This window comes from Roseovarius sp. B-10 (assembly GCF_056859295.1).
Map to the genome: position 1 here is coordinate 1 of NZ_JBSXOE010000011.1, position 24,611 is coordinate 24,611.

24 protein-coding genes, 1 pseudogene and 1 other annotated feature are annotated in these 24,611 nt (G+C 65.0%); of the genes and pseudogenes, 12 read left to right on the top strand and 13 right to left on the bottom strand.

Annotation, left to right across the window (positions count from 1 at the left end; genetic code table 11):
- Positions 1 to 218 precede the first annotated feature (218 nt).
- The 5 genes from AC13D8_RS00350 to AC13D8_RS00370 all read right to left on the bottom strand — a co-directional run bounded on the left by AC13D8_RS00350 (position 219) and on the right by AC13D8_RS00370 (position 4,644).
- Positions 219 to 740, bottom strand: coding sequence for a glutathione peroxidase (locus tag AC13D8_RS00350; protein WP_482967183.1), 522 nt, complete (start codon positions 738 to 740; stop codon positions 219 to 221).
- Positions 741 to 790: 50 nt separating this feature from the next.
- Positions 791 to 1,657, bottom strand: a complete 867-nt coding sequence (locus tag AC13D8_RS00355) for a branched-chain amino acid aminotransferase (protein ID WP_129433751.1) — start codon at positions 1,655 to 1,657, stop codon at positions 791 to 793.
- A 58-nt stretch (positions 1,658 to 1,715) separates the two neighbouring features.
- Complete coding sequence (locus AC13D8_RS00360) at positions 1,716 to 2,213, bottom strand: VOC family protein (protein ID WP_482967184.1); 498 nt, start codon at positions 2,211 to 2,213, stop codon at positions 1,716 to 1,718.
- A 263-nt stretch (positions 2,214 to 2,476) separates the two neighbouring features.
- Positions 2,477 to 3,961, bottom strand: a complete 1,485-nt coding sequence (locus AC13D8_RS00365) for an FAD-dependent oxidoreductase (protein WP_482967185.1) — start codon at positions 3,959 to 3,961, stop codon at positions 2,477 to 2,479.
- Positions 3,961 to 4,644 carry a TetR/AcrR family transcriptional regulator gene (locus AC13D8_RS00370; protein ID WP_482967186.1) on the bottom strand — a complete coding sequence of 228 codons (684 nt, stop codon included), beginning with the start codon at positions 4,642 to 4,644 and terminating at the stop codon, positions 3,961 to 3,963. The genes AC13D8_RS00365 and AC13D8_RS00370 overlap by 1 nt, the downstream gene beginning before the upstream one ends.
- A gap of 116 nt (positions 4,645 to 4,760) precedes the next feature.
- Here AC13D8_RS00370 and AC13D8_RS00375 point away from each other — a divergent pair, with 116 nt between their 5' ends.
- Both AC13D8_RS00375 and AC13D8_RS00380 read left to right on the top strand, forming a co-directional pair.
- Positions 4,761 to 6,797, top strand: coding sequence for an oxidoreductase (locus AC13D8_RS00375; RefSeq protein WP_482967187.1), 2,037 nt, complete (start codon positions 4,761 to 4,763; stop codon positions 6,795 to 6,797).
- A 1-nt stretch (position 6,798) separates the two neighbouring features.
- Positions 6,799 to 7,827, top strand: a complete 1,029-nt coding sequence (locus tag AC13D8_RS00380) for a trans-3-hydroxy-L-proline dehydratase (RefSeq protein WP_482967188.1) — start codon at positions 6,799 to 6,801, stop codon at positions 7,825 to 7,827.
- A gap of 142 nt (positions 7,828 to 7,969) precedes the next feature.
- On the opposite strand, the gene AC13D8_RS00385 is transcribed toward AC13D8_RS00380, so the two are convergent.
- Genes AC13D8_RS00385 through dgcN form a run of 3 tightly spaced genes read right to left on the bottom strand, consistent with a single transcriptional unit; the run spans position 7,970 to position 10,853 of the window.
- A complete protein-coding gene (locus AC13D8_RS00385) occupies positions 7,970 to 8,830 on the bottom strand; it encodes a D-amino-acid transaminase (RefSeq protein WP_482967189.1) in 861 nt (286 codons plus the stop codon).
- Positions 8,831 to 8,834: 4 nt separating this feature from the next.
- A complete protein-coding gene (gene dgcA, locus AC13D8_RS00390) occupies positions 8,835 to 9,800 on the bottom strand; it encodes an N-acetyl-D-Glu racemase DgcA (RefSeq protein ID WP_482967190.1) in 966 nt (321 codons plus the stop codon).
- Between the two features lie 51 nt (positions 9,801 to 9,851).
- Positions 9,852 to 10,853, bottom strand: coding sequence for an N-acetyltransferase DgcN (gene dgcN / locus AC13D8_RS00395; protein WP_129433764.1), 1,002 nt, complete (start codon positions 10,851 to 10,853; stop codon positions 9,852 to 9,854).
- A 257-nt stretch (positions 10,854 to 11,110) separates the two neighbouring features.
- On the opposite strand from dgcN, the gene AC13D8_RS00400 reads away from it, so the two are divergent.
- Positions 11,111 to 12,070: an L-malyl-CoA/beta-methylmalyl-CoA lyase gene (locus AC13D8_RS00400; protein ID WP_104017793.1), complete on the top strand. Its 960-nt coding sequence runs from the start codon at positions 11,111 to 11,113 to the stop codon at positions 12,068 to 12,070.
- Positions 12,071 to 12,136: 66 nt separating this feature from the next.
- On the opposite strand, the gene AC13D8_RS00405 is transcribed toward AC13D8_RS00400, so the two are convergent.
- Positions 12,137 to 13,072, bottom strand: a complete 936-nt coding sequence (locus tag AC13D8_RS00405) for an EamA family transporter (protein WP_482967191.1) — start codon at positions 13,070 to 13,072, stop codon at positions 12,137 to 12,139.
- A gap of 47 nt (positions 13,073 to 13,119) precedes the next feature.
- On the opposite strand from AC13D8_RS00405, the gene AC13D8_RS00410 reads away from it, so the two are divergent.
- Positions 13,120 to 13,623: an Lrp/AsnC family transcriptional regulator gene (locus AC13D8_RS00410; protein ID WP_482967192.1), complete on the top strand. Its 504-nt coding sequence runs from the start codon at positions 13,120 to 13,122 to the stop codon at positions 13,621 to 13,623.
- Positions 13,624 to 13,711: 88 nt separating this feature from the next.
- Here the strand turns inward: AC13D8_RS00410 and AC13D8_RS00415 are convergent, their stop codons facing one another.
- Complete coding sequence (locus tag AC13D8_RS00415; RefSeq protein ID WP_482967193.1) at positions 13,712 to 14,377, bottom strand: DUF1028 domain-containing protein; 666 nt, start codon at positions 14,375 to 14,377, stop codon at positions 13,712 to 13,714.
- Positions 14,378 to 14,478: 101 nt separating this feature from the next.
- Here AC13D8_RS00415 and AC13D8_RS00420 point away from each other — a divergent pair, with 101 nt between their 5' ends.
- From AC13D8_RS00420 to AC13D8_RS00440, 5 genes are all read left to right on the top strand, one after another.
- On the top strand, positions 14,479 to 16,059 hold the full coding sequence (locus AC13D8_RS00420) for an ABC transporter substrate-binding protein (RefSeq protein WP_482967194.1): 1,581 nt from the start codon (positions 14,479 to 14,481) through the stop codon (positions 16,057 to 16,059).
- 108 nt (positions 16,060 to 16,167) lie between these two features.
- Complete coding sequence (locus tag AC13D8_RS00425) at positions 16,168 to 17,115, top strand: ABC transporter permease (protein ID WP_482967195.1); 948 nt, start codon at positions 16,168 to 16,170, stop codon at positions 17,113 to 17,115.
- Positions 17,112 to 18,977, top strand: a complete 1,866-nt coding sequence (locus AC13D8_RS00430) for a dipeptide/oligopeptide/nickel ABC transporter permease/ATP-binding protein (protein ID WP_482967196.1) — start codon at positions 17,112 to 17,114, stop codon at positions 18,975 to 18,977. The genes AC13D8_RS00425 and AC13D8_RS00430 overlap by 4 nt, the downstream gene beginning before the upstream one ends.
- A complete protein-coding gene (locus tag AC13D8_RS00435) occupies positions 18,978 to 19,934 on the top strand; it encodes an ABC transporter ATP-binding protein (protein ID WP_482967197.1) in 957 nt (318 codons plus the stop codon).
- Positions 19,903 to 20,667 carry a FadR/GntR family transcriptional regulator gene (locus AC13D8_RS00440; RefSeq protein WP_482967198.1) on the top strand — a complete coding sequence of 255 codons (765 nt, stop codon included), beginning with the start codon at positions 19,903 to 19,905 and terminating at the stop codon, positions 20,665 to 20,667. The genes AC13D8_RS00435 and AC13D8_RS00440 overlap by 32 nt, the downstream gene beginning before the upstream one ends.
- A gap of 110 nt (positions 20,668 to 20,777) precedes the next feature.
- Here the strand turns inward: AC13D8_RS00440 and AC13D8_RS00445 are convergent, their stop codons facing one another.
- The 3 genes from AC13D8_RS00445 to AC13D8_RS00455 form a co-directional block, all read right to left on the bottom strand.
- On the bottom strand, positions 20,778 to 21,632 hold the full coding sequence (locus AC13D8_RS00445; RefSeq protein ID WP_482967199.1) for a universal stress protein: 855 nt from the start codon (positions 21,630 to 21,632) through the stop codon (positions 20,778 to 20,780).
- A 14-nt stretch (positions 21,633 to 21,646) separates the two neighbouring features.
- A complete protein-coding gene (locus AC13D8_RS00450) occupies positions 21,647 to 23,137 on the bottom strand; it encodes a SulP family inorganic anion transporter (RefSeq protein ID WP_482967200.1) in 1,491 nt (496 codons plus the stop codon).
- 66 nt (positions 23,138 to 23,203) lie between these two features.
- Positions 23,204 to 23,260, bottom strand: a sequence feature (sul1 is cis-regulatory element that is thought to sense ions involved in sulfur or methionine metabolism; They are found in Alphaproteobacteria).
- A 176-nt stretch (positions 23,261 to 23,436) separates the two neighbouring features.
- Positions 23,437 to 23,724, bottom strand: coding sequence for a hypothetical protein (locus AC13D8_RS00455; RefSeq protein WP_482967201.1), 288 nt, complete (start codon positions 23,722 to 23,724; stop codon positions 23,437 to 23,439).
- A 231-nt stretch (positions 23,725 to 23,955) separates the two neighbouring features.
- Here AC13D8_RS00455 and AC13D8_RS00460 point away from each other — a divergent pair, with 231 nt between their 5' ends.
- The 3 genes and pseudogenes from AC13D8_RS00460 to AC13D8_RS00470 all read left to right on the top strand — a co-directional run.
- Positions 23,956 to 24,210: a hypothetical protein gene (locus AC13D8_RS00460; RefSeq protein ID WP_482967202.1), complete on the top strand. Its 255-nt coding sequence runs from the start codon at positions 23,956 to 23,958 to the stop codon at positions 24,208 to 24,210.
- Positions 24,210 to 24,422, top strand: a complete 213-nt coding sequence (locus AC13D8_RS00465) for a YgaP family membrane protein (RefSeq protein WP_104017783.1) — start codon at positions 24,210 to 24,212, stop codon at positions 24,420 to 24,422. The genes AC13D8_RS00460 and AC13D8_RS00465 overlap by 1 nt, the downstream gene beginning before the upstream one ends.
- A gap of 29 nt (positions 24,423 to 24,451) precedes the next feature.
- Positions 24,452 to 24,611: pseudogene (locus AC13D8_RS00470) on the top strand (MBL fold metallo-hydrolase); the annotation flags it as partial.

Genomic DNA, 24,611 nt, shown 5'->3' on the forward strand with positions numbered 1-24,611 from the left:
TGGTCCCGGCGCGGATTCAAGGCCGAAGGCCGCCGCGCCATCGCATGTCCGCCCCCCGGACAGGCGATTTGGCTAAGCTAGCGCACCGATTGCATGTTTTTCGGGAAATCAGAAATAAAGTGCCCTGAAGAACCGTTGGATTGCCTGCCCGCGGACATACGATGACACGGCTCACGGCAATGTCCCCTCAAGGCCAAACCTGTCTTCCGCGTTCCGTCTCACTCGGCCAGCAGCGTCTCGATTTGCCGGGTGATCGCGCCGGAGAGGGGCCGTGTCATCGATCCCCATGTGCCCGCCACGCGGCCGTCGGGGGCGACGAGCACCTTGTTGAAGTTCCACGCGGGCGTGAAGCCCGTTTCGGCGGCCAGCGAGGCGTAGAACGGGTGCGCCTCGGGCCCGCGCACATGGGTGATGGTGGTCATCGGGATATCGAGGCCGAAATTCACCTCGCAGAATTCCTTGACCTCAGCCTCGCTGGACAACTCCTGCCGGAAATCGTCGGACGGCACGGCGAGCACCACGAGGCCACGGTGGCGGTAGCGGTCGTAGAGCGCCTGGAGCCCGTCATACTGGGGCGTGAAGCCGCAGCGCGATGCGGTGTTGACCACGAGCACGGGTTGACCGGCCCAGTCGCCGAGGCGCAAGTCGCCGCCGTCGATGCTGTCGAAGGGGGTCGTGCGGTCGAGCGCGGCGGCGGGCAGGGCGAGAAGCGTGGCGAATAGGGCGGCGATCAGGCGCATGGGACTCTCCTGTGTGTCACCAATTGATACGCCACGGTGCGCCGCGCGGATCACCGCGCGTCGGAAAAGGCCCAGTCCCAGTACATCTCTCGCACCCGCTCGGCCACGGGGCCGGGCTGATAGGGCGTGTCCTCGAAGGCCGAGACCGGCGTCACCTTCGTCAGGTTGCCCGAGAGGAACACCTCGTCCGCCGTCTCGAAATCCTCGAAGCTCATCACCGTCTCGTGCACGGTCATGCCGTTGCGGCGCATGTTGTCGATATGGCGTGCGCGGGTGATCCCGGCGAGGAAGGTGCCGTTGGCGATGGGGGTGAACACCTCGCCATCCTTGACCGCAAAGACGTTGGCGGTGGCCGTTTCCGCCACGTTGCCGAGCGCGTCGGCCACCAGCGCGTTGCCGAAGCCGCGGTCGCGCGCCTCCTTGAGCATGCGCGCGTTGTTGGGGTAGAGGCAGCCGGCCTTGGCGTTGACCACCGCATCCTCGAGCACCGGGCGGCGAAAGCGGGTGCGGCAGAGCGTGGTGGTGGTGCCCGGCGGCGGCATCGGCACCTCCTCGAGGCAGATGGCAAAGCCGGTGGCGTCCGGCTTGGGCAGCACGGCGAGGTGGCCGCCGTCGAGAGCCCAGTACATAGGCCGGATGTAGATGGCCGCGTCCTTTGGGTATGCCTTGAGCCCCTCCCAGACGATCGCCTGCATATCATCGACGGAAACGGTGGGCGTAACCATCAGCGCCTCGGCCGAGGCGTTGACCCGGGCGCAATGGCGGTCGAGGTCGGGGATGATGCCATCCACGTAGCGCGCCCCGTCGAAGACCGAGGAGCCGAGCCACGTGCCGTGATCGGCGGCCTTCATCACCGGGATGTCGCCGTCGTGCCAGCGGCCCTCGAAATAGGTGCGGATATTGGTGCCTGTCGCCATTTGCTGCCCTCCTGTCGGCGCGCAGGTTAGGGCCCCCGCGCCGGGGCGTCCAGAGGGATCAGCGCGCGGGGCGGGCCTCGGCTAGCAGCGCCTCGACGTCGAGCGGGTCGTTGACCATCGCGAGGTTGCCCTCGGCGTCGCGCGGCCAGTCGGATTCGGGCTTGTCGCGGTAGAGTTCCACCCCGTTGTCGTCGGGGTCGCGCAGATAGACCGCCTCGCTCACCCCGTGGTCGGCGGCGCCGTCGAGCGGGATGCCCGCGTCAAGAACGCGGCGCACCGCATCACCCAGCGCCGCGCGGTCGGGGTAGAGAAAGGCGGTGTGGAACAGCCCGGTATGGCCCGGGGGCGGCGGCGTGCCGCCCAGCGATTGCCATGTGTTGAGGCCGATATGGTGGTGATAGCCCCCGGCGGAGAGAAAAGCCGCCCGCCCGCCAGAATAGTATTGCATGATCTCGAAGCCGAGCACGCCGGAATAAAAGCCGATGGCGCGGTCGAGATCGGCGACCTTGAGATGGACATGGCCGATGCGGGTGGCGGGATGAACGGGGTTTGTCATGGCGGGGCTCCTTTCCTTGGGCCTGGGGAAAAGGTGCGTCCTGCGCGCCCCGGGCGCAATTCCGCGTGGGGGCGCAGAAGGTGTGCGCAGCGGGCGGACGGCGCGGCCCTCCTCAAACCGCTGCCGTCAAACTCTCCATCGAGGTGAATCGCGCGCAACGCGTCTGCGGGCGTCTGCCGGGCGGTGCGGAAAACGCCTTGTTCATACGTGAGAATCGGGACCGATACGTTCGGGCCCTTCGGTTGGACGCCGCCGGGGCGCGGTCAGGGGGCTTGATAAATCGACGCCGTCTCTCGCTCGAAATGCGCCAGTTCGTCCTGCCGCCGCGCTTCGGTCCAGCCGAGGCTTGCGGCGGCGATGCGCGACAGGTGTTCGGCGCGGTCGCGTCCGAGTGCCGTGTCGAGCCCGTCGGGCAGGCGCCGCCTGATCAGGTCGGTCAGGCGCACGACATGCTCGGTCGCGGCCACCTGACCGATCTCCTCGTCAGGACGCAGGTGGTGCGGGGCGTCGATCGGTCCGGTAGGCGCCTCGCCCCTCTTGCCGAGCCTCCGTTCGACGGCGCGCGCCGCCTTTCGCCCGGCATGGCGATGCAGCATGATGGTCGATCCGGTCACCGTCGCGAGACCCGGCTGCGATGAATCCTCGACGATCCGAACGGCGTTGCGGGTCGTGGTGCCGTCGAGTGTCGACATCGGCCGAACGCCGCACCACGAATGCAGAATATGCTCGCGGGTCAGCTTGAGGTCGGGGAAGAGCCGGTTTGCCTCGTCGAGGATGTAGTCGATTTCATGGTCCTGCACGCGGACATCGTCGGGGTCGTCCCTGACGACCGTCTCGGTCGGTCCGATCAGGTGGTGGTCGCGCCAGGGAAAGACATAGAAGGGCTCGCCCTTGCTTGAAAAGGCTTCCAGGCCCTCGCCACGGTAACGCTCGGGCAGGCGGACCATCACGTTGACGCCTTTCAGGCCGACGACGCGGTTCGGCCCGGCACCGCCGCACCCGGGCAACCGGTCGACCCACGGGCCGGTGGCGTTCACGACCATTTGCGCGGTGACCGACGCGTGGCCCTCGGCTTCTGGTGCGCGCTCTTCGAGCGTGACGGTCCAGGCGTTGCCCTGCCGCGTCAGCCCGGTCACCGCCGTGTAGGTGCGCAGGGTGGCGCCACGGCGCTCGGCATCGAGCGCGGTATCGACGCAGATACGCTCGGGCCACGAATACATGTATTCCTCGAACACGCCGACGCCGCGCAGGGGGCCGCCGAGGTCGGCTGCCAGTGCGCTCTCTGTCGCGGCCTGTTCATGCGAGACGCGGCGGTAGTCCAGCGGCACCTTCCAGCCGCCGAGCGCCTCTACCAGCCGGAAGCCGGTATCGACGAGCCAGGGCGGGTAACGGTCGCCCTGACGGAACGGGTAGTGAAACCTGTGCTTGTGGAGGTGGCCCGGCATCTGGCGCACCAGTTCGGCGCGGCACTGCATGACGGAGCGCGTGTAAAGAAGGCGCTGGATCATGTCGACCGGCCGGAAGATCATCTGCCAGAGCGGATACCGCACGGCGAGGTAGCCAAGCCCGGAATAGAGCATCCGGCTGGACCGGGACGAGGTGCCCGAGCCGATGTCTCCACGTTCGACCAGTAATGTCGTGAAGCCGCGCCCTGCCAGTTCGCGCGCCGTCGCGCATCCGACAGCGCCGGCCCCGATCACGACGACGTCGAATGCCGTTTCGTCCAGCTCGTTGATGTGTGGTCGCATTACTTCGGCTCCCTTGTTTCGGCGGTGTTGGGGCCGGGTGTTCGGAACCCGAGCCGCGCGTGGAACCGGGCAAGTTCGCTCTGCGTCGGGGCTTCGCCGCAAAAGGTTTCCACGTAACCGGGAACCCGGGCCATACGCACTGCCTGGCTTTCCCGCACCTGCATCGAGATGTAGCCGATCTGGACGAGGTAGACGGTGCGTGCCCGGACATCGGCGTCTTCGGGCGGGAAGCCGAAGCGCTCGAACATCGCACGGATGGCATCCAGGCGCCGCTCGTCCGCCGCATTGACGCGGGCCATGACGTCGTCGGACTGGTGTGCCCAACCCCGAACCGCGAAATCGAGTTGCGGCTCGAACAGGTCTTCGTCGTGGAAGACCACGATGAGATTGAGAACCGCCTCGGCGATCGTCTCGGCATAGGCGCCGGTCGCATCGACGAAGGCCCCGGTATTTTTCGCGTCCCATTCTTCGAGCAGGGCATCGAGCAGCGCGTTCCGGTCCTTGAAGAACCAGTAGAAGCTCGTGCGGGAGATGTTCAGCCGGGTCGCCAAGGGCTGGATTTTCACGGCATCGAGGCCGGTTTCGAGAAAGGCCCGCTTGGCCGCCGCAAGCCAGATCTCGCGTGAGCCGCGCCAACCCGAGCTCTTGTCGGGATCATCCGTGGTGGAGGGCTTCCTGCTCATGCGCCCGAGATTACGGCTGAAATCCCCGCAATTCAAGAGAAATATACATCGATGAACTCAATATTGACATAGGTGAACATTTTGTGGAATCGTCCGCGGAACTCACGGAGGTTCCCATGACCAGCGATCCCCTTCTCCAGCCCTATCAGCTCAAGCACCTGACGCTGAAGAACCGGCTGATGATCACCAGCCACGAGCCAGCCTATCCCGAGGACGGAATGCCGAAGGACCGCTATCGCGCCTACCATGCCGAACGGGCGCGGGCGGGTGTGGCGCTCACCATGACCGCCGGTTCGGCCTCGGTCGCGCGCGACAGCCCGCCGGTCTTCAACAATATCCTCGCGTGGAAGGACGAGGTCGTCGGCTGGATGAAGCAGCTTGCCGACGAATGCCACGAACACGATTGCGCGGTGATGATCCAACTGACCCATCTCGGCCGCCGCACCCGCTGGGACAAGGCGGACTGGCTGCCGGTGGTGTCGTCGAGCCACGAGCGCGAGCCGTCGCACCGGGCGTTCCCGAAAAAGGCCGAGGATTGGGATATTTCCCGCATCATCGAGGATTACGCCGATGCCGCCGAGCGGATGAAGGCGGCGGGACTCGACGGGATCGAGTTGCAGGCTTACGGCCACCTGATGGACCAGTTCTGGTCACCGCTGACCAACGATCTCGACGGTGACTATGGCGGCAGCCTGGACAACCGCCTGCGCTTTACCTTCGAGACGCTGACCGCCATTCGCGAGCGCGTCGGCCCCGATTTCATCATCGGCGTGCGCTACACCGGCGATGAGGATGTGCCCGGGGGGCTTACCAAGGAGGATGGGTTGCAAATCTCGCACCGGCTGAAGGATTGCGGGATGGTCGATTTCCTCAATGTCGTCAAAGGGCATATCGACACCGATGCAGGTTTGACCGACGTGATCCCGGTTCAGGGTATGCGCAGCGCGCCGCACCTGGATTTCGCCGGCGAGATTCGCGCCGCAACGCAGTTCCCAACCTTCCACGCCGCCAAGATCCAGGACGTGGCGACCGCGCGGCACGCGGTGGCGTCGGGCAAGCTCGACATGGTCGGGATGACCCGCGCGCACATGGCCGACCCGCATATCGTGGCCAAGATCATGCGCGGCGAGGAAGAGCGCATCCGCCCCTGCGTGGGTGCGAATTACTGCCTCGACCGCATCTACCAGGGGGGTATGGCGCTGTGCCTGCACAACCCGGCCACGGGGCGGGAGATCGAGCAGCCGCACGAGATCGCCGAGGCCGAGACCAGGCGGCGCGTGGTGATCGTCGGGGCTGGCCCTGCCGGGCTGGAGGCCGCGCGCGTCGCTGCGGAGCGGGGCCACGAGGTGATCGTCCACGAGGCGGCGGACGATCCCGGCGGGCAGGTCCGGCTGACGGCGCAAACCGATCGACGCAAGGAGATGATCCAGCTCATCCAGTGGCGGCTCAACGAATGCGAACGGATGGGTGTGACCTTCCACTTCAACTCCCTCGCTGACGAGGCGACCGTGCTGGCCCATGATCCCGACGTGATCATCGTGGCCACCGGCGGGCTGCCCCATACCGAGGTTCTCGATGAGGGCGACGCGCTTGTCGTCTCGGCCTGGGACATTCTGTCCGGCGATGCCCAGCCGGGCGCGAACGTGCTGATCTACGACGACGCCGGAGACTATGCCGCGCTGCAAGCCGCCGAGAAGATCGCGGCGACCGGCGCCAGGGTCGAGATCATGACCCGCGACCGCAGCTTTGCCCCGGAAGTGATGGCCATGTCGCTGACACCGTCCATGCGCGAGTTGCAAAAGCATGACGTGACGTTCACGGTGACGTGGAAACTCGACGCGGTGCGGCGCGAGGGCAACGCTCTGCGCGCCACGATCGGCAGCGATTATGGTGGGGTCACCCGCGAACGGCACGTCGACCAGGTGGTCGTCAACCACGGTACGCGGCCGCTGGACGATATATACTTCGATCTCCGCCCCGGCTCGACCAATCTTGGCGAGGTGGATTACGAGGCGCTGGTCGAGGGGCGTTCGCAGGAGGTGGCCCGCAATGAGCGCGGTAGCTACCAGCTCTTTCGCATCGGCGACGCGGTCGCCGCGCGCAACACACACGCGGCGATCTACGATGCGCTGCGGCTTTGCAAGGTGCTCTGACATGCGATCATCCAGGACAATCCACGTCATCTCTGCCCATGCCGAGGGCGAGGTGGGCGATGTCATCGTCGGCGGCGTCCTGCCGCCGCCGGGCGAGACGATCTGGGAGCAGAGCCGCTGGATCGCCCGCGACCAGAGCCTGCGCAACTTCGTCCTGAACGAGCCGCGCGGGGGCGTGTTTCGTCATGTCAACCTGCTGGTGCCGCCCAAGCACCCCGAGGCGCAGGCGGCCTGGATCATCATGGAGCCGGAGGACACGCCGCCGATGTCCGGGTCGAACTCGATCTGCGTCGCGACCGTGCTGCTAGACGGGGGTCTTGTGCCGATGCAGGAGCCCGAGACGCATCTGGTGCTCGAAGCGCCGGGCGGGCTGGTCCGGGTGCGGGCAGAATGCCGCGATGGCAAGGCCGAACGCATCTTCGTGCGCAACGTCCCCTCCTTCGCGCAGAAGCTGGGCGCACGCCTGGAGGTGGAAGGGGTGGAGACGCTGACTGTGGACACCGCCTATGGCGGCGACAGTTTCGTGATCGTGGACGCGGAAACGCTGGGGTTTTCCCTGACGGAAGACGAGGCGCACGACATTGCCACGCTCGGCGTCAGGATCACCAATGCCGCCAACGCGCAGTTGGGATTCACCCACCCCGAGAACCCGGACTGGCGGCACATCTCGTTCTGCCTGTTCGCCGGGCCGCTGCGCGAGGGGCCGGAGGGGATGGAGACCGGCGCCGCCGTCGCCATCCAACCCGGCAAGGTGGATCGCTCACCCACCGGCACCGCGCTTTCGGCGCGCATGGCGGTGCTGCACGCCCGCGGCGCGATGAAGGACGGCGACCGGCTGACCGCCCGCTCGGTGATCGGCTCGACCTTCTCGGGCCGGATCATCGGCGAAACCAGGGTCGGGGGCAGCCCGGCCATCCATCCCGAGATTTCCGGCCGCGGCTGGATCACCGGGATGCACCAGCACATGCTGGATCCTTCGGACCCCTGGCCTGAGGGCTACCGGCTGTCCGATACGTGGGGCGCACGCTGATCTGACGTCCCCTGACGGTGTGTGGTGTGTTTGAAAGCCCGGACGAAACCGAGTGCGTGCCGAGACGCCACGCGCCCCGACTGCCATCGTCAATCCTGGCAGATCGTTGATCCGGGTCGCGTGCGTGCGTCGAACGACGCCCTCAAACCGCCGACTTCAGGCTTTCTTCGAGGTAGATCTCGCGCAGGCGTCTGGCCACCGGGCCCGGTGTGCCGTCGCCGAGTGCCGTGCCGTCGATCTCGACCACCGGCATGACGAAGGCCGAGGCCGAAGTGACGAAGGCCTCGTCGGCGGCCTTGGCCTCGTCCATGGTGAAGGCGCGCTCTTCCACGTGCATCTGTGCCTCGCGGGCGAAGCGCAGCACTGCGGCGCGGGTGATGCCGTGGAGGATGTCGGTCGACAGGTGCCGGGTGACGATGGTGTTGCCCTTGACGATATAGGCGTTGTTCGACGTGCCTTCGGTCACATGCCCGTCCTCGATCATCCAGGCATCATCCGCGCCGGCCTTCTTTGCCATCATCTTGCCCATCGAGGGGTAGAGCAACTGCACCGTCTTGATGTCGCGGCGGCCCCAGCGGATATCCTCGATGCCGATCACCTTGATGCCGGTCTTTGCCGCCGGGTTGTCGGCGAGGCCGGGCTTGGATTGGGTGAAGAGCACCAGGGTCGGTTCGGTCGTCTCGGGGTCGGGAAAGACGAAATCGCGGTCGCCGTCGCTGCCGCGCGTGACCTGAAGATAGACCAGCCCGTCGGTGATGCCGTTGACGCGGACCAGTTCGCGGTGGATGTCGAGCAGGTCGTCGAAAGCGGAGGGCTTTTTCATGTCCAGTTCCGACAGAGAGCGCTCCAGCCGCGCGAGGTGGCCGTCGAAGTCGATGAGCTTGCCGCCCAGGACGCTCGTCACCTCGTAGACCCCGTCGGCCATCAGGAAGCCGCGGTCGAAGATCGAGACGGTGGCCTCGGTCTCGGGCAGGTACTCTCCGTTCACGTAGACAGTGCGCATATCGTCATCCCCACAGGGCCGCCTCGGGCGGGTGCACCCCGGCGGCGTCGAATATCAAGGCGTTTTCCCGGTCTTCGGCCAGAAGCAGCGGGCCGTCAAGGTCCGTCACCGCCGCCCCCTGCGCCACCAGCGTCGCGGGCGCCATGGCGAGCGAGCTTCCCACCATGCAGCCCACCATGATGCCGTAGCCCCCGGCACGCGCGGTGTCGCGCAAGCTGAGCGCCTCGGTGAGCCCGCCGGTCTTGTCCAGCTTGATGTTGACCATGTCGTATTTCCCGGCGAGCGCGGGCAGGCTCGCACGGTCGTGGCAGGATTCGTCGGCGCAGACCGGCACGGGGCGATCCATCCCGATGAGCGCGTCGTCATCCCCCGCCGGCAGCGGCTGTTCCACCAGTGCGACGCCGAGCCGTGCGAGGTGTGGCGCGAGATCGGCGTAGATATCGGCGCTCCACCCCTCGTTGGCATCGACGATGATGCGCGAATCGGGTGCACCGCGCCGCACCGCCTCTAGCCGGGGCATGTCGTCGGGCGTGCCCAGCTTGATCTTGAGCAGGGGCCGGTGCGCATGTTTTGCCGCCTGCGCCTGCATCGCGTCGGGGCTGTCGAGCGAGAGCGTGTAGGCGGTGATCTCGGGCCCCGGCGCGGGTAGCCCAGCCAGATCCCACACGCGGCAACCGCGACGCTTGGCCTCGAGATCCCACAGCGCGCAATCCACCGCGTTGCGCGCCGCGCCGGCGGGCAGCAGATCGGGAAGCGTCTCGCGTGTCACCGCCCCGGGCAGGCCCGCGATCTGCGCCGCCACGCTGTCCAGCGTCTCACCATAGCGGGCGTAAGGCACGCATTCGCCCCACCCGGCCGCGCCGCCGTCCTGCACCCGGACCGTCAGCACCTGTGCCTCGGTCCGTGAACCCCGGCTGATGGTAAAGACCTGCGCCAGCCGGAAAATGTCGCGCGTTACCGAAATCTCCACGCGGTCCCCTTTCATCTTTCCAAAAACACCCCCACCGGAGGCCCCGCCCGATCAGATCGCGGCCAGCGCGTCCACCAGCGTGCCCGGGCCGAAACGGTAGGGATCGGTGGTCGGCAGGCCCATTTCGGCCTCGACCTTTTCAAGGTAGGTGCGCGCCGCGGCCTCGTCCATGTGTTGGGTGTTGACCGACACGCCCGCCACCACGCAGGCCGGGTTCGACACCCGCGCCAGCGGCAGGGCGGTGTCGCGCAGCGTCTCGAGCGACGGCAGCGTATAACCCGGAAGCCCGCGCATGTGGCGCCGCGTCGGTTCGTGGCACAGGATCAGCGCGTCGGGCTGCCCGCCGTGGATGAGCGCCAGCGTCACCCCCGAATAGGAGACGTGAAACAGGCTGCCCTGTCCCTCGATCATGTCCCAGTGGTCGGGGTCGTTGTCGGGGCTGAGGTATTCCACCGATCCGGCCATGAAATCGGCGATCACCGCGTCGAGCGGCACGCCGTGGCCGGTGATGAGGATGCCGGTCTGCCCGGTGGCGCGGAACGTGGCCTTCATGCCACGCGCCACCATCTCGGCTTCCATCGCCATCGCGGTATACATCTTGCCGACCGAGCAATCGGTGCCCACGGCAAGGCAGCGCTTGCCGGTGCGCTTGACACCGTTGGCGATGGGATAGCCCACGGTCGGCACCCGCACGTCGTGCAGCGTGCCGCCATGCGTCTGCGCCGCGGCCACGAGATCGCCCTCGTCGCGAAGCAGGTTGTGCAGCCCCGATGCGAGGTCATAATCCATCTCCAGCGCCTCGATCAGCACCTTCTTCCATTCCGGGCTGATGACGCCGCCGCGATTGGCCACGCCGATGACGAGGGTCTTGGCGCCCGCCGCGCGTGCCTCGGCCAGGGTCATGTCGGGCAGCCCGAGGTCGGCGCCGCAGCCGGGCAGGCGGATCTGCCCCAGCGCGTTCTCGGGCCGCCAGTCGCGGATGCCGATGGCGACCTTGGCGGCGAGCATGTCGGGCGCGTCGCCCAGGAACAGCAGGTACGGTGTCTCGATCATGGCGGTCTCCTTGGCGCGGTGCGCGTTCGCGCGCAGACTGCACCGGATGCTGCGCCATTTTCTACCGGAATCAATGGGGGTGCCGGAAATTTCGGGGGATTCTTCGGCCTTCGACACGATTTCGCGAAGGTTCTGCGCATGGGTGCTGGTGTGGTTTGCATCCCGTGGTGTACGAAACCGGCTTGCGCAGGCGCGTGCAATTTCATACCTCGGCCCCCAGTATCCACGCAATTTCCGAACCAAGGGAGCGATCCGAGATGAGCTTTCGCCTGCAACCCCAACCGCCCGCACGGCCCAACCGCTGTCAGCTTTTCGGCCCCGGCTCGAACGACAAGCTGTTCGAGAAGATGGCTACGAGCGCCGCGGATGTCATCAATATCGACCTGGAGGATTCGGTCGCACCAACCGACAAGGACGCCGCGCGCGCCAATACCGTGCGTGCCATCAACGAGGTGGACTGGGGCAACAAGACGCTCTCGGTGCGGATCAACGGGCTCGACTCGCCCTTTTGGTACCGCGACGTGGTGGACCTGCTGGAACAGGGCGGCGACCGGCTTGACCAGATCATGATCCCCAAGGCGGGTTGTGCGTCCGACATTTACGCGGTTGATGCGCTGGTGACCTCGATCGAGGCGGCGAAGGGCCGTGAGAAGCGCCTCGGCTTCGAGGCGATCATCGAGACGGCGGCGGGGATTTCCCATGTCGAGGAGATCGCGGCGGCCTCTCCCCGGATGCAGGCCCTGAGCCTCGGGGCGGCGGATTTTGCGGCGTCGATGGGCATGTCCACCACCGGCATCGGCGGCACGCAGGAGAATTACTACATGCTGCGCGAGGGCGAGAAATACTGGTCCGACCCGTGGCACTGGGCGCAGGCCAACATCGTCGCTGCCTGCCGCACGCATGGTCTCTTGCCCGTGGACGGGCCATTCGGCGATTTCTCGGATGACGAGGGATTCCGCGCGCAGGCGCGGCGCTCGGCGACGCTGGGGATGGTTGGCAAATGGGCGATCCACCCCAAGCAGGTGGCGCTGGCCAACGAAATCTTCACGCCCACCGAGGAATCGGTGCAGGAGGCGCGCGAGATCCTCAAGGCGATGGAAGAGGCCAAGGCCCGCGGCGAGGGGGCCACGACCTACAAGGGCCGTCTCGTGGATATTGCTTCGATCAAGCAGGCCGAGGTGATCGTGAAGCAATCCGAGATGATTGCGGCGATGTGAGCCTGCCCCAACGGACCGGCGCCATGCGCGCCGGTCCGTTTTTGTGCAGTGACCGGCGGCATGGACTCAGGCGGTGGTCTGCCCGGGGACGGTCGGCGGCGCCGGCCGGTGCACCGCCACCCCGATCATGACCAGAACGACGCCGAGGATATCCAGCGCGCCCGGAATCTGGCGCAGCACGATGGCCCCGATGATCGTCGCCGATGCCGGCAGCAGCGCCAGCAGCAAGGCAAAGCTGGCGCGTGGCAGGCGCGCCATGGCGAGCTGATCGCAGACATAGGGGATGACCGAGGAGCAGATGCCGACACCGATCCCCGCCAGCACCAGCAAGGGCGCACCGAAGGCGGCGAGCGCTTGCATGAACCCGATCGGCATGACGAAGAGAAACGCCGCCGCCATGGCTGCCCCGAGCCGCTCTACCCCGCCCGAGGCGCCACTTTCGGAAATCCTGTGCCCGAGAACGATGTAGAGAACGAACAGGGCGCCGTTCAGGATCGCCCAGAACAGGCCCAGAAGATCGGATGCCATTGCCGCGCCGTCGGCCGCCAGAAGCGCGGGAATGTCGATCAAGAGCGCGACCCCCGCGACCGCCAGAACGAGGGCGAGCGTGTTGCGCCCGGTCCGTAACCCCCACAGCGCGATGCCGATCGTCCCGATGAACTCTATAGCCGCGACAAGGGCGATCGGCAGCCGGTCGAGGGCAAGATAGAACGCGCTGTTCATCACGGCAAGGCAGGCGCCGAGCGCCAGCAGGAGAACGCGCTCGCGGTGCGTTGAGTGCCGGAATGTTTGCCAGGGCCTCGTGACCGGGGCGAATATCAGCGCCGCCGAGGCGATGCGGAACCACGCGATGCCAAGAACCCCGACGACCGGGAACAGCAGCACGGCGAAAGACGGTCCAAGATAGTGGAAGACCGCGGAGACGCCGAACCATGCGTGCGGAGGGACAGCGTCCGACAGGCGCGACATCGCGCCGGGAGCGTTCGGTGCTTGATCTTTCATTTTGACATGATGCAAGGTAATTTTGGCCAAATATATGGAAAGCAAGTATGTCAAACACGGAATATGCCAATAATAAGGAGGTAAATTCGAGTGAATGCCTTCGTTTGAAAGAGGCCGGGTTCGATGCCATCGACGCAGCGATTCTTCGCGAGTTGGCCGCTGACGCGCGCATCCCGCGGGCCGAGCTTTCGCGGCGCGTCGGCCTGTCGGCACCGAGTGTGGCCGACCGGGTGCGGCGGCTTGAGGATGTCGGGATCATCACCGGATACGGCGCGCGTATCGACCCGGCACGCCTCGGCTATGGTTTGACGATCCTGATCCGGGCGCGGCCGCTGCCGGGAGAGATGCACAACATGATCGAGGCGATCCGCGAGACACCGCAGATCGTGGCCTGTGACCGGGTGTCGGGAGACGATTGTTTCGTCGCGCGGGCGCATGTGCGCGATGTCGCGGAAATGGAGGCGGTCATTGACAGGATCGTCCCCTTCGGCGCGACGAACTCTTCTGTCGTGCAATCCTCACCGATCGAGGAGCGGTTGGTGGAGCTTTGACGGCTGGTATCCGTGCGCCGATTCCTTCTGCCTTTGACCGGCGCGGATTTTCCCCCAGTTATGCCGCAACGCGGCCCGCACGCCCCGGTCAGTCGAGGGTGCGCTGCCTGTCCCTGGCGGTCGGGACCTGGTCTGTCCATTTCGCATACGACCCCGTCGTTGCCCTGACATGCAGGTCCCGGAGCGCGCCTATCGGGTCGTCCGGGTGATAGTCGATCCGCAAGGTCAAAGGCGGTTTGCCAGGATGCAGCACCAGTAGCGCGGCGGATAGAAGCCCGCGGTAATCGCCACCTTCCTGTGCGGCCGCATGAAGCGCCGACAACAGGCGATGATCGAACCCGCCTCGGGTGTGCAGGAAGCGATCCGCCATCGCGTCAAGAACACCTGTGCTGGTCAGCATGTTGCCGGAAACGATCCCGTCCGCGAAGCCCAGGCTGCCCTTTTCCGGTTCGTTCGAGGCGCCGGTAAAGGCGCCGGTCTGCCCGGACAGGTCCAGCGCTGCCAACTGGCGGTAATCGCGGCCTTTGTCATCGCTCGTGACCCGGTCCACGGCCTGTTCCGCTCCGGCGCCGTTGCGCATCATGTGCAGCACGTCTTCCCCCCACAGGGTCGATGGGGCGGCGCCCTGGCTGGCCGACATCCCGGCCGCCAGATCGCCGCGCAGGACCCAGCCGCCGACACACAGAGAGCCCGTTGCGGCGGCGCCGCCGATGGAGCCGGTTTCTGGGTCGCGGGCGAGAATCGAAAAGGTCATGTCGGTCCATTATCAACAGAATCTGGAATTTATCATGAAAAATTGACCAAAGCAATTTATCATGATAAATTAGGTGGATCATGCCAACAGGGAGATCAACGATGACATTCATGACCTGGACCCGCCGGGGGCTGATGGCTGCCGCTACGGGAGCGGTGCTGGCCACCGGCGCCGTCACGTCCTCTGCAACCGCCCAAACCCCGCCCGGCGTGTTGATCGTCGGCCAGATCGCCGAACCGAAATCGCTCGATCCCGCGGCCGTGACCGCGGTGAATGATTTCCGGATACTGGTAAATGTTTACGAGGGTTTGACCCGCTACAAGTCCGGGACGCTCGAGGTCGAGCCGTCGCTTGCCACGGACTGGTCGATCAGCGAGGACGGCACGGAATATACCTTTTCCTTGCGCGAGGGCGTAACCTTTCATGATGGCACCCCGTTCAATGCCGATGCGGTGAAGTTCAACTTTGACCGGATGCTGGATGAGACCCATCCCTATCACGATACCGGCCCGTTTCCGCTGTCGTTCTTCTTTGGATCGGTGGAATCGACCGAGGTGGTCGATGACATGACGGTGAAATTCACCCTCAGCGAGCCATATGCCCCGTTCCTGTCGAACCTGGCTTATCCGACCGGTCTGATCGTCTCGCCCGCCGCTGTCGAGGCGCATGAAGAAGAGTTTGGCCGCAACCCCGTGGGCACCGGCCCGTTCCGGTTCGTCGAATGGCGCTCGAACGAAGCCGTGGTTGTCGAGCGAAACGATGACTACTGGGGCGACGCCGCCGGGACCGAGGCGGTTGTCTTTCGTCCGATCACCGATGCCAACACCCGCGTGGCCGAGATGCTGGCCGGCGGTATCGACCTGATGGTCGAGGTGCCGCCGACATCGCTGGGTCAGTTCGAGGGCGACGGGTTCAAGGTCTCCGAGCAGGCGGGACCGCATGTCTGGTTCCTGATCCTGAACGCCAAGGAAGGCCCGTTTGCCGACAAGAGGGTGCGCCAGGCCGCCAATTACGCGATCGACAAGGAGGCGATCGTGAATGACGTGCTGGAGGGCACCGCTACCGTGGCCGCAGGCCCCACGCCGCCCGCATTCGCCTGGGCCTATAACGACGCGCTGGATCCGTACCCGCATGACCCGGAAAAAGCCAAGGCGCTGATCGCCGAGGCCGGGGCAGAGGGCGCGGAGCTCACGTTCTACGTGACCGAGGGCGGCTCGGGCATGCTCGATCCGGTGCCGATGGGCACCGCGATCCAGGCCGATCTGGAGGCCGTGGGTTTCGACGTGACGATCGAGACCTACGAGTGGAACACGTTTCTGGGCGAGGTGAACCCGGGGCTGGAAGGCAAGGCCGACATGGCCGAGATGGCGTGGATGACCAACGATCCCGACACGCTGCCTTACCTGGCGCTGCGGTCCGAGGCGTGGCCCGACAAGGGCGGGTTCAACTCGGGCTACTACGCCAATGAAAAGGTGGACGAGTTGCTGAACGCCGCCCGCACGGCCATCGATCAGGACGAGCGCGCGCGGCTCTACCGCGAGATGCAGGCCATCGTGCAGGAAGACGCGCCGTGGGTTTTTGTCGCCAACTGGAAACAGAACGCGGTGACCAGCGACCGGGTGGAAAACTTCGGTCTGGAGCCTTCGTTCCTGTTGTATCTGCAAGACGTGGTGAAAAACTGATACCTTCGGCCCCGGGCGCCACGCGTGCCCGGGGCGCAGCCGGAACCCTGAAAGAATCCCGGCGCGTTTTCTTGTGAAGAAAACGGCACGGCGCGCGGAGGGGCGATCATGGGCGGCTATATCCTCAAACGGCTGATCTCGGCCATCCCCGTGCTTTTGGGGATCACCATCATCGTTTTCCTGATCATGTCGCTCATTCCCGGCGATCCGGCGACGGCGATCCTGGGATCCTACGCCACGCCAGAGAACGTGGCGAAGATCAACCGCGACCTGGGTCTCGACAAGCCGCTGGTGCAGCGATATTTCATCTGGCTTTCCAACATGCTGACCGGCGATTTCGGGCGGTCCTATTCATTGAACCGCCCGGTCATCGACGAGGTGCTGGAACGGTTCAACGCCACGCTGATCCTGGCGGGCACGGCGTTTGTCCTGTGCTCGGTGCTCGGCATTCTTGCCGGGGTGGTTTCCGCTGCCCGCCAATATGGCTTCGCGGACAAGGCGATCACCTTCGTGGTGCTCATCGGCATTTCGGTGCCGTCCTTCTTTCTCGGCATGATGATGATCCTGCTCTTCGCGGTGAACCTGCGGTGGCTTCCGGTCAGCGGAATGTTTGCTATCTATGGTGGCGGTGATCTGCCTGACCTGATCCGCCACCTGATCATGCCGTCGCTGGCGCTGGCAGCCGTGGCCACCGGGGTCATCGCGCGGCTGTCGCGGTCGGCCATGCTCGAAGTGCTGAGGCAGGATTACATCCGGACCGCGCGCGCCAAGGGCGTGCATGAGCGCCGCGTGATCATGGGCCATGCCCTGCGCGCGGCGATGGTTTCGATCATTCCGGTGCTCGGGATTCAGGCCGGGTTCGTCCTGTCGGGTGCCGTCTATATCGAGATTGTCTTTCAATGGCCGGGCGTGGGCCGGATGCTGGTCGACGCGATCCTGACGCGCGACCTGTTGCTGGTGCAGGGGGGCGTCGTTTTCGTTGCGGCCTGCTACGTGATGTTCAATATCGCCGTGGATGTGGCGCAAGGCCTGCTTGATCCAAGGATCAAGACATGACCGCGTTCCTGAAACTTCTCTTTCGCAACCGGCTGGCGGCGATGGGTGCGGTGGTGCTGACCGCCATCCTGATCCTGGTGCTGATCACGCCGCTCCTGCCGCTGCAAAACCCCGACGCCACCGCCACCGTCGATCGTTTCAAGCGGCCCTTTACCGAGGGCTACCTGTTGGGCACCGATCATCTCGGTCGCGACCTGGCCAGCCGCCTGCTGCACGGCACGAGACTGTCGCTGGCCGTCGGTGTCGTCGCGGCGCTGATTGCCGCGACGATCGGCTCTGCCATCGGGATTGTTGCCGGCTATTTCGGCGGACGCACCGACAACATCATCATGCGCGGCGTCGATATGTTGATGGCGTTCCCCTACATCCTGCTGGCGCTGGCCATCGTTGCCGCCCTCGGCCCCGGGCTGATGAACGCACTCATCGCCGTGGCGGCGGTGAACGTGCCGTTCTTTGCCCGGAATATCCGCGGCATCACCGTGGGTCTCGCGGGCCGCGAGTTCATCGACGCGGCGCGGCTGGCGGGGATGGGCCATACCCGTATCATCCTGACCGAGTTGCTGCCCAATGTGCTGCCGGTGATCATCATCGCGATGTCCACCACGGTGGGCTGGATGATCCTCGAAACCGCCGGGCTCAGCTTCCTCGGGCTTGGCAGTCAGCCGCCGCAGGCCGATCTTGGCTCGATGCTGGGCGAGGCGCGCTCGGCGCTCATTTCGCATCCGCATACCTCGATCGTGCCGGGGATCATGATCTTCCTGATCGTGATGTCGATCAACCTGCTGGGCGACGGGGTGCGCGACGCGCTGGACCCGCGGCTGCGGTCCGGCGCGCTCAGCCGGCCGCGCGCCACCACGCTGGTCGAACGCGCCGGCGATATCCCCGCTGCCACCGACGACCTGCTTGCCATCCAGAACCTGGAGACCCAGTTCCATGTCGGCAAACGCATCTACCGCGCCGTGGGGGGCGTGTCGCTGGCCGTGAAGCCCGGCGAGTGCCTTGGCGTGATTGGCGAATCCGGCTCGGGCAAATCCGTCACCGCGCTCAGTGTCATGGGCCTCGTCGCCTCGCCCCCCGGCGTGATCACCGGCGGGGCGGTGCGGTTCCAGGGCGAGGACCTGATCGGTGCCCCTTATGAAAGCCTGCGCCGGAAGCGCGGCGACAGGGTGGCGTATATCTTTCAGGATCCGCTCTCGACGCTGCATCCGCTCTATCGCGTCGGTGAGCAACTGGCCGAGGCGATCCGGTCGCATCACAAGCTCGGCAAGGCCGAGGGGCGTGCGCGGGCCGTTCAACTGCTCAAGGACGTGCGGATTCCCAATGCCGAAAGCCGCGTCGATGACTATCCGCACGAGATGTCTGGCGGGATGCGGCAGCGGGTCGGTATCGCCATGGCGTTGGCCAATGAGCCGGACGTGATCATCGCCGACGAGCCGACAACGGCACTGGATGTGACCGTCCAGGCACAGATATTGTCCCTGCTCGATGATCTGCGACGCGAGCGCGGGTTGGCGATCATCTTCATCACCCATGATTTCGGCGTGGTGGCGCAGCTCTGTGACCGGGTGGCGGTGATGTATGCCGGCCGGATCGTCGAAGAGGGGCCGACCCGGGCCGTGCTGGATGCCCCCGCCCATCCCTATACCCGGCGGCTGATCGCCTGCGTGCCGGAGCTGGGGGGCGGGCGGCGCGCACTGGCCGCTATCCCCGGCCTGCCACCGGCGGTGGACGATCTGCCGCCGGGATGTGCCTTTGCGCCGCGTTGCGACAAGGCGCGGGAAAGCTGCCGGGCCGGTGACATTCCGCTGGCGGGTACGCACCCGCGTGCCGTGCGCTGCCTCTATCCCGAGGAGGCCGTCTAGATGCCCGCGCTCAGGATCGAGAACCTCGCCAAGACCTTTCCATTGAAGAAGCCGCTTTTCGGTGCTGCCGCGCCCGGGGTGCGTGCCGTCAGGCCGGTGAGTTTTGACGTCGAGACCGGCGAGACGCTGGGTGTCGTGGGTGAATCGGGTTGCGGAAAATCGACGCTGGCGCGAATGCTGGTGGGGCTGCTGGAGCCGACCGAAGGGCATATCGAGATCGAAGGGCGCGCGCTTGACACCGCCGACCCGGCGGCGTTCGGCAAGCTGATCCAGTACGTGTTCCAGGATCCCAACAGCTCGCTCAACCCGCGCAAGACCATCCGGCAGGTGATGGAGGCGCCGCTGAAACGGCTGCACCGCATGCCCCGGCCCGAGCGCGATGCGCGGATTTCGGAGATTTTTGCCTCGGTCAACCTGCGCGAGGAATTCCTCGACCGCTATCCGCATGAATTTTCGGGCGGGCAGGCGCAGCGGATCGGCATCGCCCGGGCGCTGGCGGCCAGCCCGCGGATCATGATCCTGGACGAGCCGGTTTCGGCGCTGGATGTCTCGGTGCAGGCGCAAGTGCTGAACCTGCTGGCTGATCTGAAGGAAAAATTCGGCCTGACCTATCTGTTCATCACCCACGACCTGGCGGTGGTCGAGGCGGTCAGCAACCGGATTGTCGTGCTCTACTTTGGCTCAGTGGTCGAAATCGGCAAGGCCGAGAGCATCTTTGCAAACCCCCGGCACCCCTATACAAAACTGCTGGCGGACAGTGCGCCGGTCGTGGGCCGGCCGCTGACCGCGCCCGAGCAGAAGGGGTCTGAACTGCCCGATCCGCTAAACCCGCCCCCGGGCTGTGCATTTGCCGGGCGGTGCCCGCGCGCGACCGACCTGTGCCGCACGCAAGTGCCGGAGCTAAGAGAAATGGGAGAGGACCAGCTTGCCGCCTGCCACCACCCGATCGAAGACTGAACCGAAGCTCAGCAGACCGGTCCAGGTTGCCGAGGCGATCAAGGATTGGGTGGTCGAGCAGGGATTGCAGGCCGGTGACCGCTTGCCCGGCGAAGCAGAGCTGATCGAGCGGTTCGGCATGGCCAAGGGCACGATCCGTGAAGCGATGCGCATTCTCGAGGCGCAAGGTCTGATCAAGACGCGCACCGGCCCCGGCGGCGGCAGTTTTGTCCACGAGGTCAGCCGCCAACGCGCCAAGGCGCTTCTTGGCAATTATTTCTATTTCAAGGACCTGACCATTGGCAATCTCTACCAGCTTCGCCTGACGCTGGAGCCGGAACTGGCCGCGACACTGGCTGGCCAATTGCCAGAGGAGGTGCTGCAGCTTCTCGAAGAGAACATTGCCGAATATTCCGAGCCGGCCACGACGCTCGACGAGGAACGCGAACAGCATGTTGCCTCGCTTCGTTTTCACGCCATCCTCGCGGAACAGGCGAAGAACCCGCTGCTTGGATTCATCATCGACTTCATGGTCAACCTGCTGACGGACCTCACGGTCTATCGGCGCCTCTATTCGCCGCCCAATATCGAGCTTTGGAAACAGGGGCGCGACCACCAGCAACGGCTTGTCGTGGCGCTTCGCGAGGGCGACGCCGATCAGGCCCGCGCCATCATGTCCGACCACATGGAAACCGCGTGGTCCCTGATGCGCCAGCAGGAGGTCGAGATGAAAAGCCGGTTTATCTCTGAATAGCCTCCACCGGGGCCGGGCCTGGCCACGGGCAGGACCGAGAAGGCGGAATCATCCATCGGTGCAGGACGTGAAAGTCGGAGGGCGTCAGGAAGACGGCACCGTCATGGCGATCACCGCATGAGGACGACAGGCACCTTGCAGCTACGCACCATCTCGGTCGTGGTGGAGCCGATCACCAGGCTGCGGATGCGGCTGTGGCCATAGGCGCCCATCACGACCATGCCGAAGCTCTCTTCCTCGACAAGCGTGCCGAGCTCGGTTTCCGGTTGCCCCTCGATGACACGCGTGTCCGCCTCGATGCCTGCCGCCTTGAGCAGCGCTTTGGCATCTTCCAGCCCCTTGTTGATCTCGGGGGTTTCGCTGCCGACCGTGACGACCGTGACCTTGAGATCGGCGAAAAGCGGGCTGCGCGCGATGTGATCCACCGCCTTCATCGACGAGCTGCCGCCGTCATAGGCGACAAGCACCGACTGGATGGGTTGGAACGCGCGCGATGCGACAAAAACCGGCCGATGGGCCGCGCGCACGATGCGCTCGAGGTTCGAGCCCAGATGCCCCTTGGCAAAATCCGCCGCTTCGCCGCGTTTGCCGATCAGGATGACCCGGGCATTCTCTTCGATCTCGGTGATCGTCTCGACGATGTCACCGTGGCGCAGGCGCGTGGTGATTTCGGTGACGCCGTCCTGATCGACAATCGCGCGGGCATCCTCCAGGACCGCGCGGCCGCGGTGGCTGACCAGCTTGGCGCGCTGCGCGTCCAGTTCGGCCAGCTCTTCCATCAGTTTCGTCCGCGCCCCGAGACGGATCGAGCCCGAGAGATCCTGCTTCTCGGGGCCGCCACGGCGCCCGAGAACGTGAATCAATTCCACCGGCGCATCGGTTCTCTTCGCGATCCAGGCCGCGTGATGACAGACGCTTTCCGAATAAATCGACCCGTCCACCAATGCGATGATCTTGTTGTTCATGGTTGTCCCCTCCCTCAATGATCCATCAACGTGTTCATGGCGCCGGGCTTGTCGTGAATGGCCAGCCGATCGACGAGGGTTTCGGTCGCGTCATTCATGCCGACGACCTCGACCTCGGCCCCGTCACGACGGAACTTGAGTATCGCCAGGTCAAGCGCCTGAACAGAGCTGATGTCCCAGATATGTGCGCGGCTCACGTCGATCACGACGTGCTCCGGGGCTTCCTTGAAATCGAAGGCATCCATGAAATCCTCGACCGATCCGTAAAAAAGCTGACCCTCGACGTGGTAGGTGCGGACACGTCCGTCATCGCTGATCTCGGAGTGGACGCGGAACAGTTGCGCGATCTTGCCTGCAAAGAAAATTCCGGACAGCAGCACCCCCACCAGAACGCCGATGGCAAGGTTATGCGTGTAGACCACGGTCACGACCGTGGCGATCATCACGACAGAGGACGACCGCGGATGGGTGCGCAGCGCCTTGATCGACGACCAGGAGAACGTCCCGATCGAGACCATGATCATGATCGCCACCAGAGCGGCCATGGGAATGATGCTGACCAGATCGCCCAGAACGACCACCATGAACAGCAGGCAGACGCCCGCCGTGAAGGTCGACAGCCGCCCGCGCCCGCCGGATTTGACGTTGATGATCGACTGTCCGATCATGGCGCAGCCCGCCATGCCGCCGATGAACCCGGTCGCGGTATTGGCAATGCCCTGCCCGACCATCTCCTGGCTGCGGTTCGATTTCGTGTCGGTCAGGTCATCGACGATGTTCTGTGTCATCAGGCTTTCGAGCAGGCCCACGACGGCCACCGCCACCGAGTAGGGCAGGATGATCATCAGCGTCTCGAAGGTGAGCGGGATCTGGGGGATGACAAAGATCGGCAGCGTGTCGGGCAGCTCGCCCATATCACCCACCGTGCGCACGTCGAGCCCGAGCGCGAACGCCAGGACGGTGAGGACGACGATGGTGACCAGCGGCGACGGGATCGCCGTTGTCAGAAGTGGAAACAGGTAGATGATCGCGAGACCGGCAGCGACCAGCACATAGGTCAGCCAGGTCACGTCGCGCGGGTCGAGTTCGGGCAGTTGCGCCATGAAGATCAGGATGGCGAGGGCGTTGACGAAACCCGTCATGACGGATTTCGAAACATACCGCATGATGAAACCCAGCTTGAAAACCCCGGCTGCAATCTGCAGCAGGCCCGCCAAGACCGTTGCCGCCAGGAGGTATTGCAAGCCGTGGTCTTTCACGAGGGTGATCATCAGAACGGCGGTCGCCGCGGTCGCGGCTGAAATCATGCCGGGCCTGCCGCCGGTGATCGCGACGATCACGGCGATCGAGAAGCTGGCGTAAAGCCCGACCTTGGGGTCGACGCCGGCGATAATCGAAAAGGCAATAGCCTCGGGAATAAGCGCCAGCGCCACGACCAGACCGGCCAGAAGATCGCCGCGAATGTGTCCCAGCCACTGGCTGCGATAGGCGTCGAGTGAAATCATGTCATGGTATCCGATACCGGCAAGGCATGAGGGGCAAAGCCGGAGTGCAAGGGCACAGTTGATTGTCGTTGTCCGGCGGATCGGCGGCCGGAAAAGCCACCCGGGATTCTTCCCGGGTCCAGGTTCGCTGCGGCGCGGCATAGAGGGTTCCGTGATGGAGCGCAACTCGATTAAATATGGCTCCCCGGTTCGCAACACGGATCAAATGGGTGTTGGTCGCATGGAATACCCCGGGCGCTGCCGGATTTGTCACGTCAAAGCACGGGAGAGACGGCACAGACCACCACTGTTGCGTTCGATCAAGCGCAACGGTCCAAAAGTAGCTGGACGGCGGCGTCGTAAGGGGCGGGATATTCTTCCGCGCGCGCCGCGAGTCGGGCGCCTTCAAGAAGCGGCAGCGTGGCAGCCGCCTCCGCGTCAGTGCCAAGCACGGCCTTGATCGACCCATCGGCATTGCCCAGTTCAAAGACCCCGGCCAGCCAGTTGATCATCACGGCGCGAAACCGGCTGATCTGTGTGATAGCACCTGCAGGTAGCTTTTCTTGCTGGCCGAAAGGGATACGCAAAGGCACAGGCTTTGCCGCCATCAAGGGCCGTGCGATAAAGGCCGGTCAGCGCCTCGGGGCCCGCGCCCGCGCCCGGCAGGTAGATCGCGCAGACCTCGACGGTAGCTCCGGCCTCCATGATCTTTTGCATCAGGCCCTGCGGACTCATGTCGCGCGGCGGCTGCGGTGCGGTGGCGGGCGCATCCCTGAGCGCGATGTCACCTCCGGGCCGCAGAGCAGGATGCGGTGCGGGCGCCTTGCTGGACCGCCTGCATGGTCAACACCATCGACATGAGCTGTGTCTGCGGTTCGGGCGAAGTGACAACGGTGACGAGGTTTTTCTCGGCGGCCTGCGCGCCGGTTGCGAGGCCCGCAACGGTGGCTGCGGCGAGAAGGATCTTTTTCGGGGGAGATTGTATTTCTGCCGAACATATTCATATTTTAGAATGCCAATGTGACCAAGTCACGGACAAGAAATACCAAGAGATATACTCGGTTAGTGATTTCAATCAAATCGGAGAGACTTGATGACTGCGAATATCGGAACTGTTGACAGGGTGTTGCGCGCCCTCATCGGTCTTGCGCTTCTGGCGATGGCGTTCGGCGGGTTCGTGCCTGCACTGGCCGTGGGTGCGCCGAAATGGATCGCGGTGGCGGTTGGCGTCGTGATGCTTGGGACGGCGGGGGTGCGATTCTGTCCGCTGTACCGAATTTTTGGCATCCGCACCTGCCAGCGCTGAGTTCTGGACAAATGAGAAGGGGCGCCATCATGGCAAACTATCCCGTGAACATGGATGTCAAACCGCAGATCGAGGCGTTCTTTGACGCGGCCACGAACACGATCAGCTATGTTGTCAAGGATCCCGGGTCAAACGCCTGCGCGATCGTCGATTCGGTGATGGATATCGACTATGCGGCGGGCCGCATCA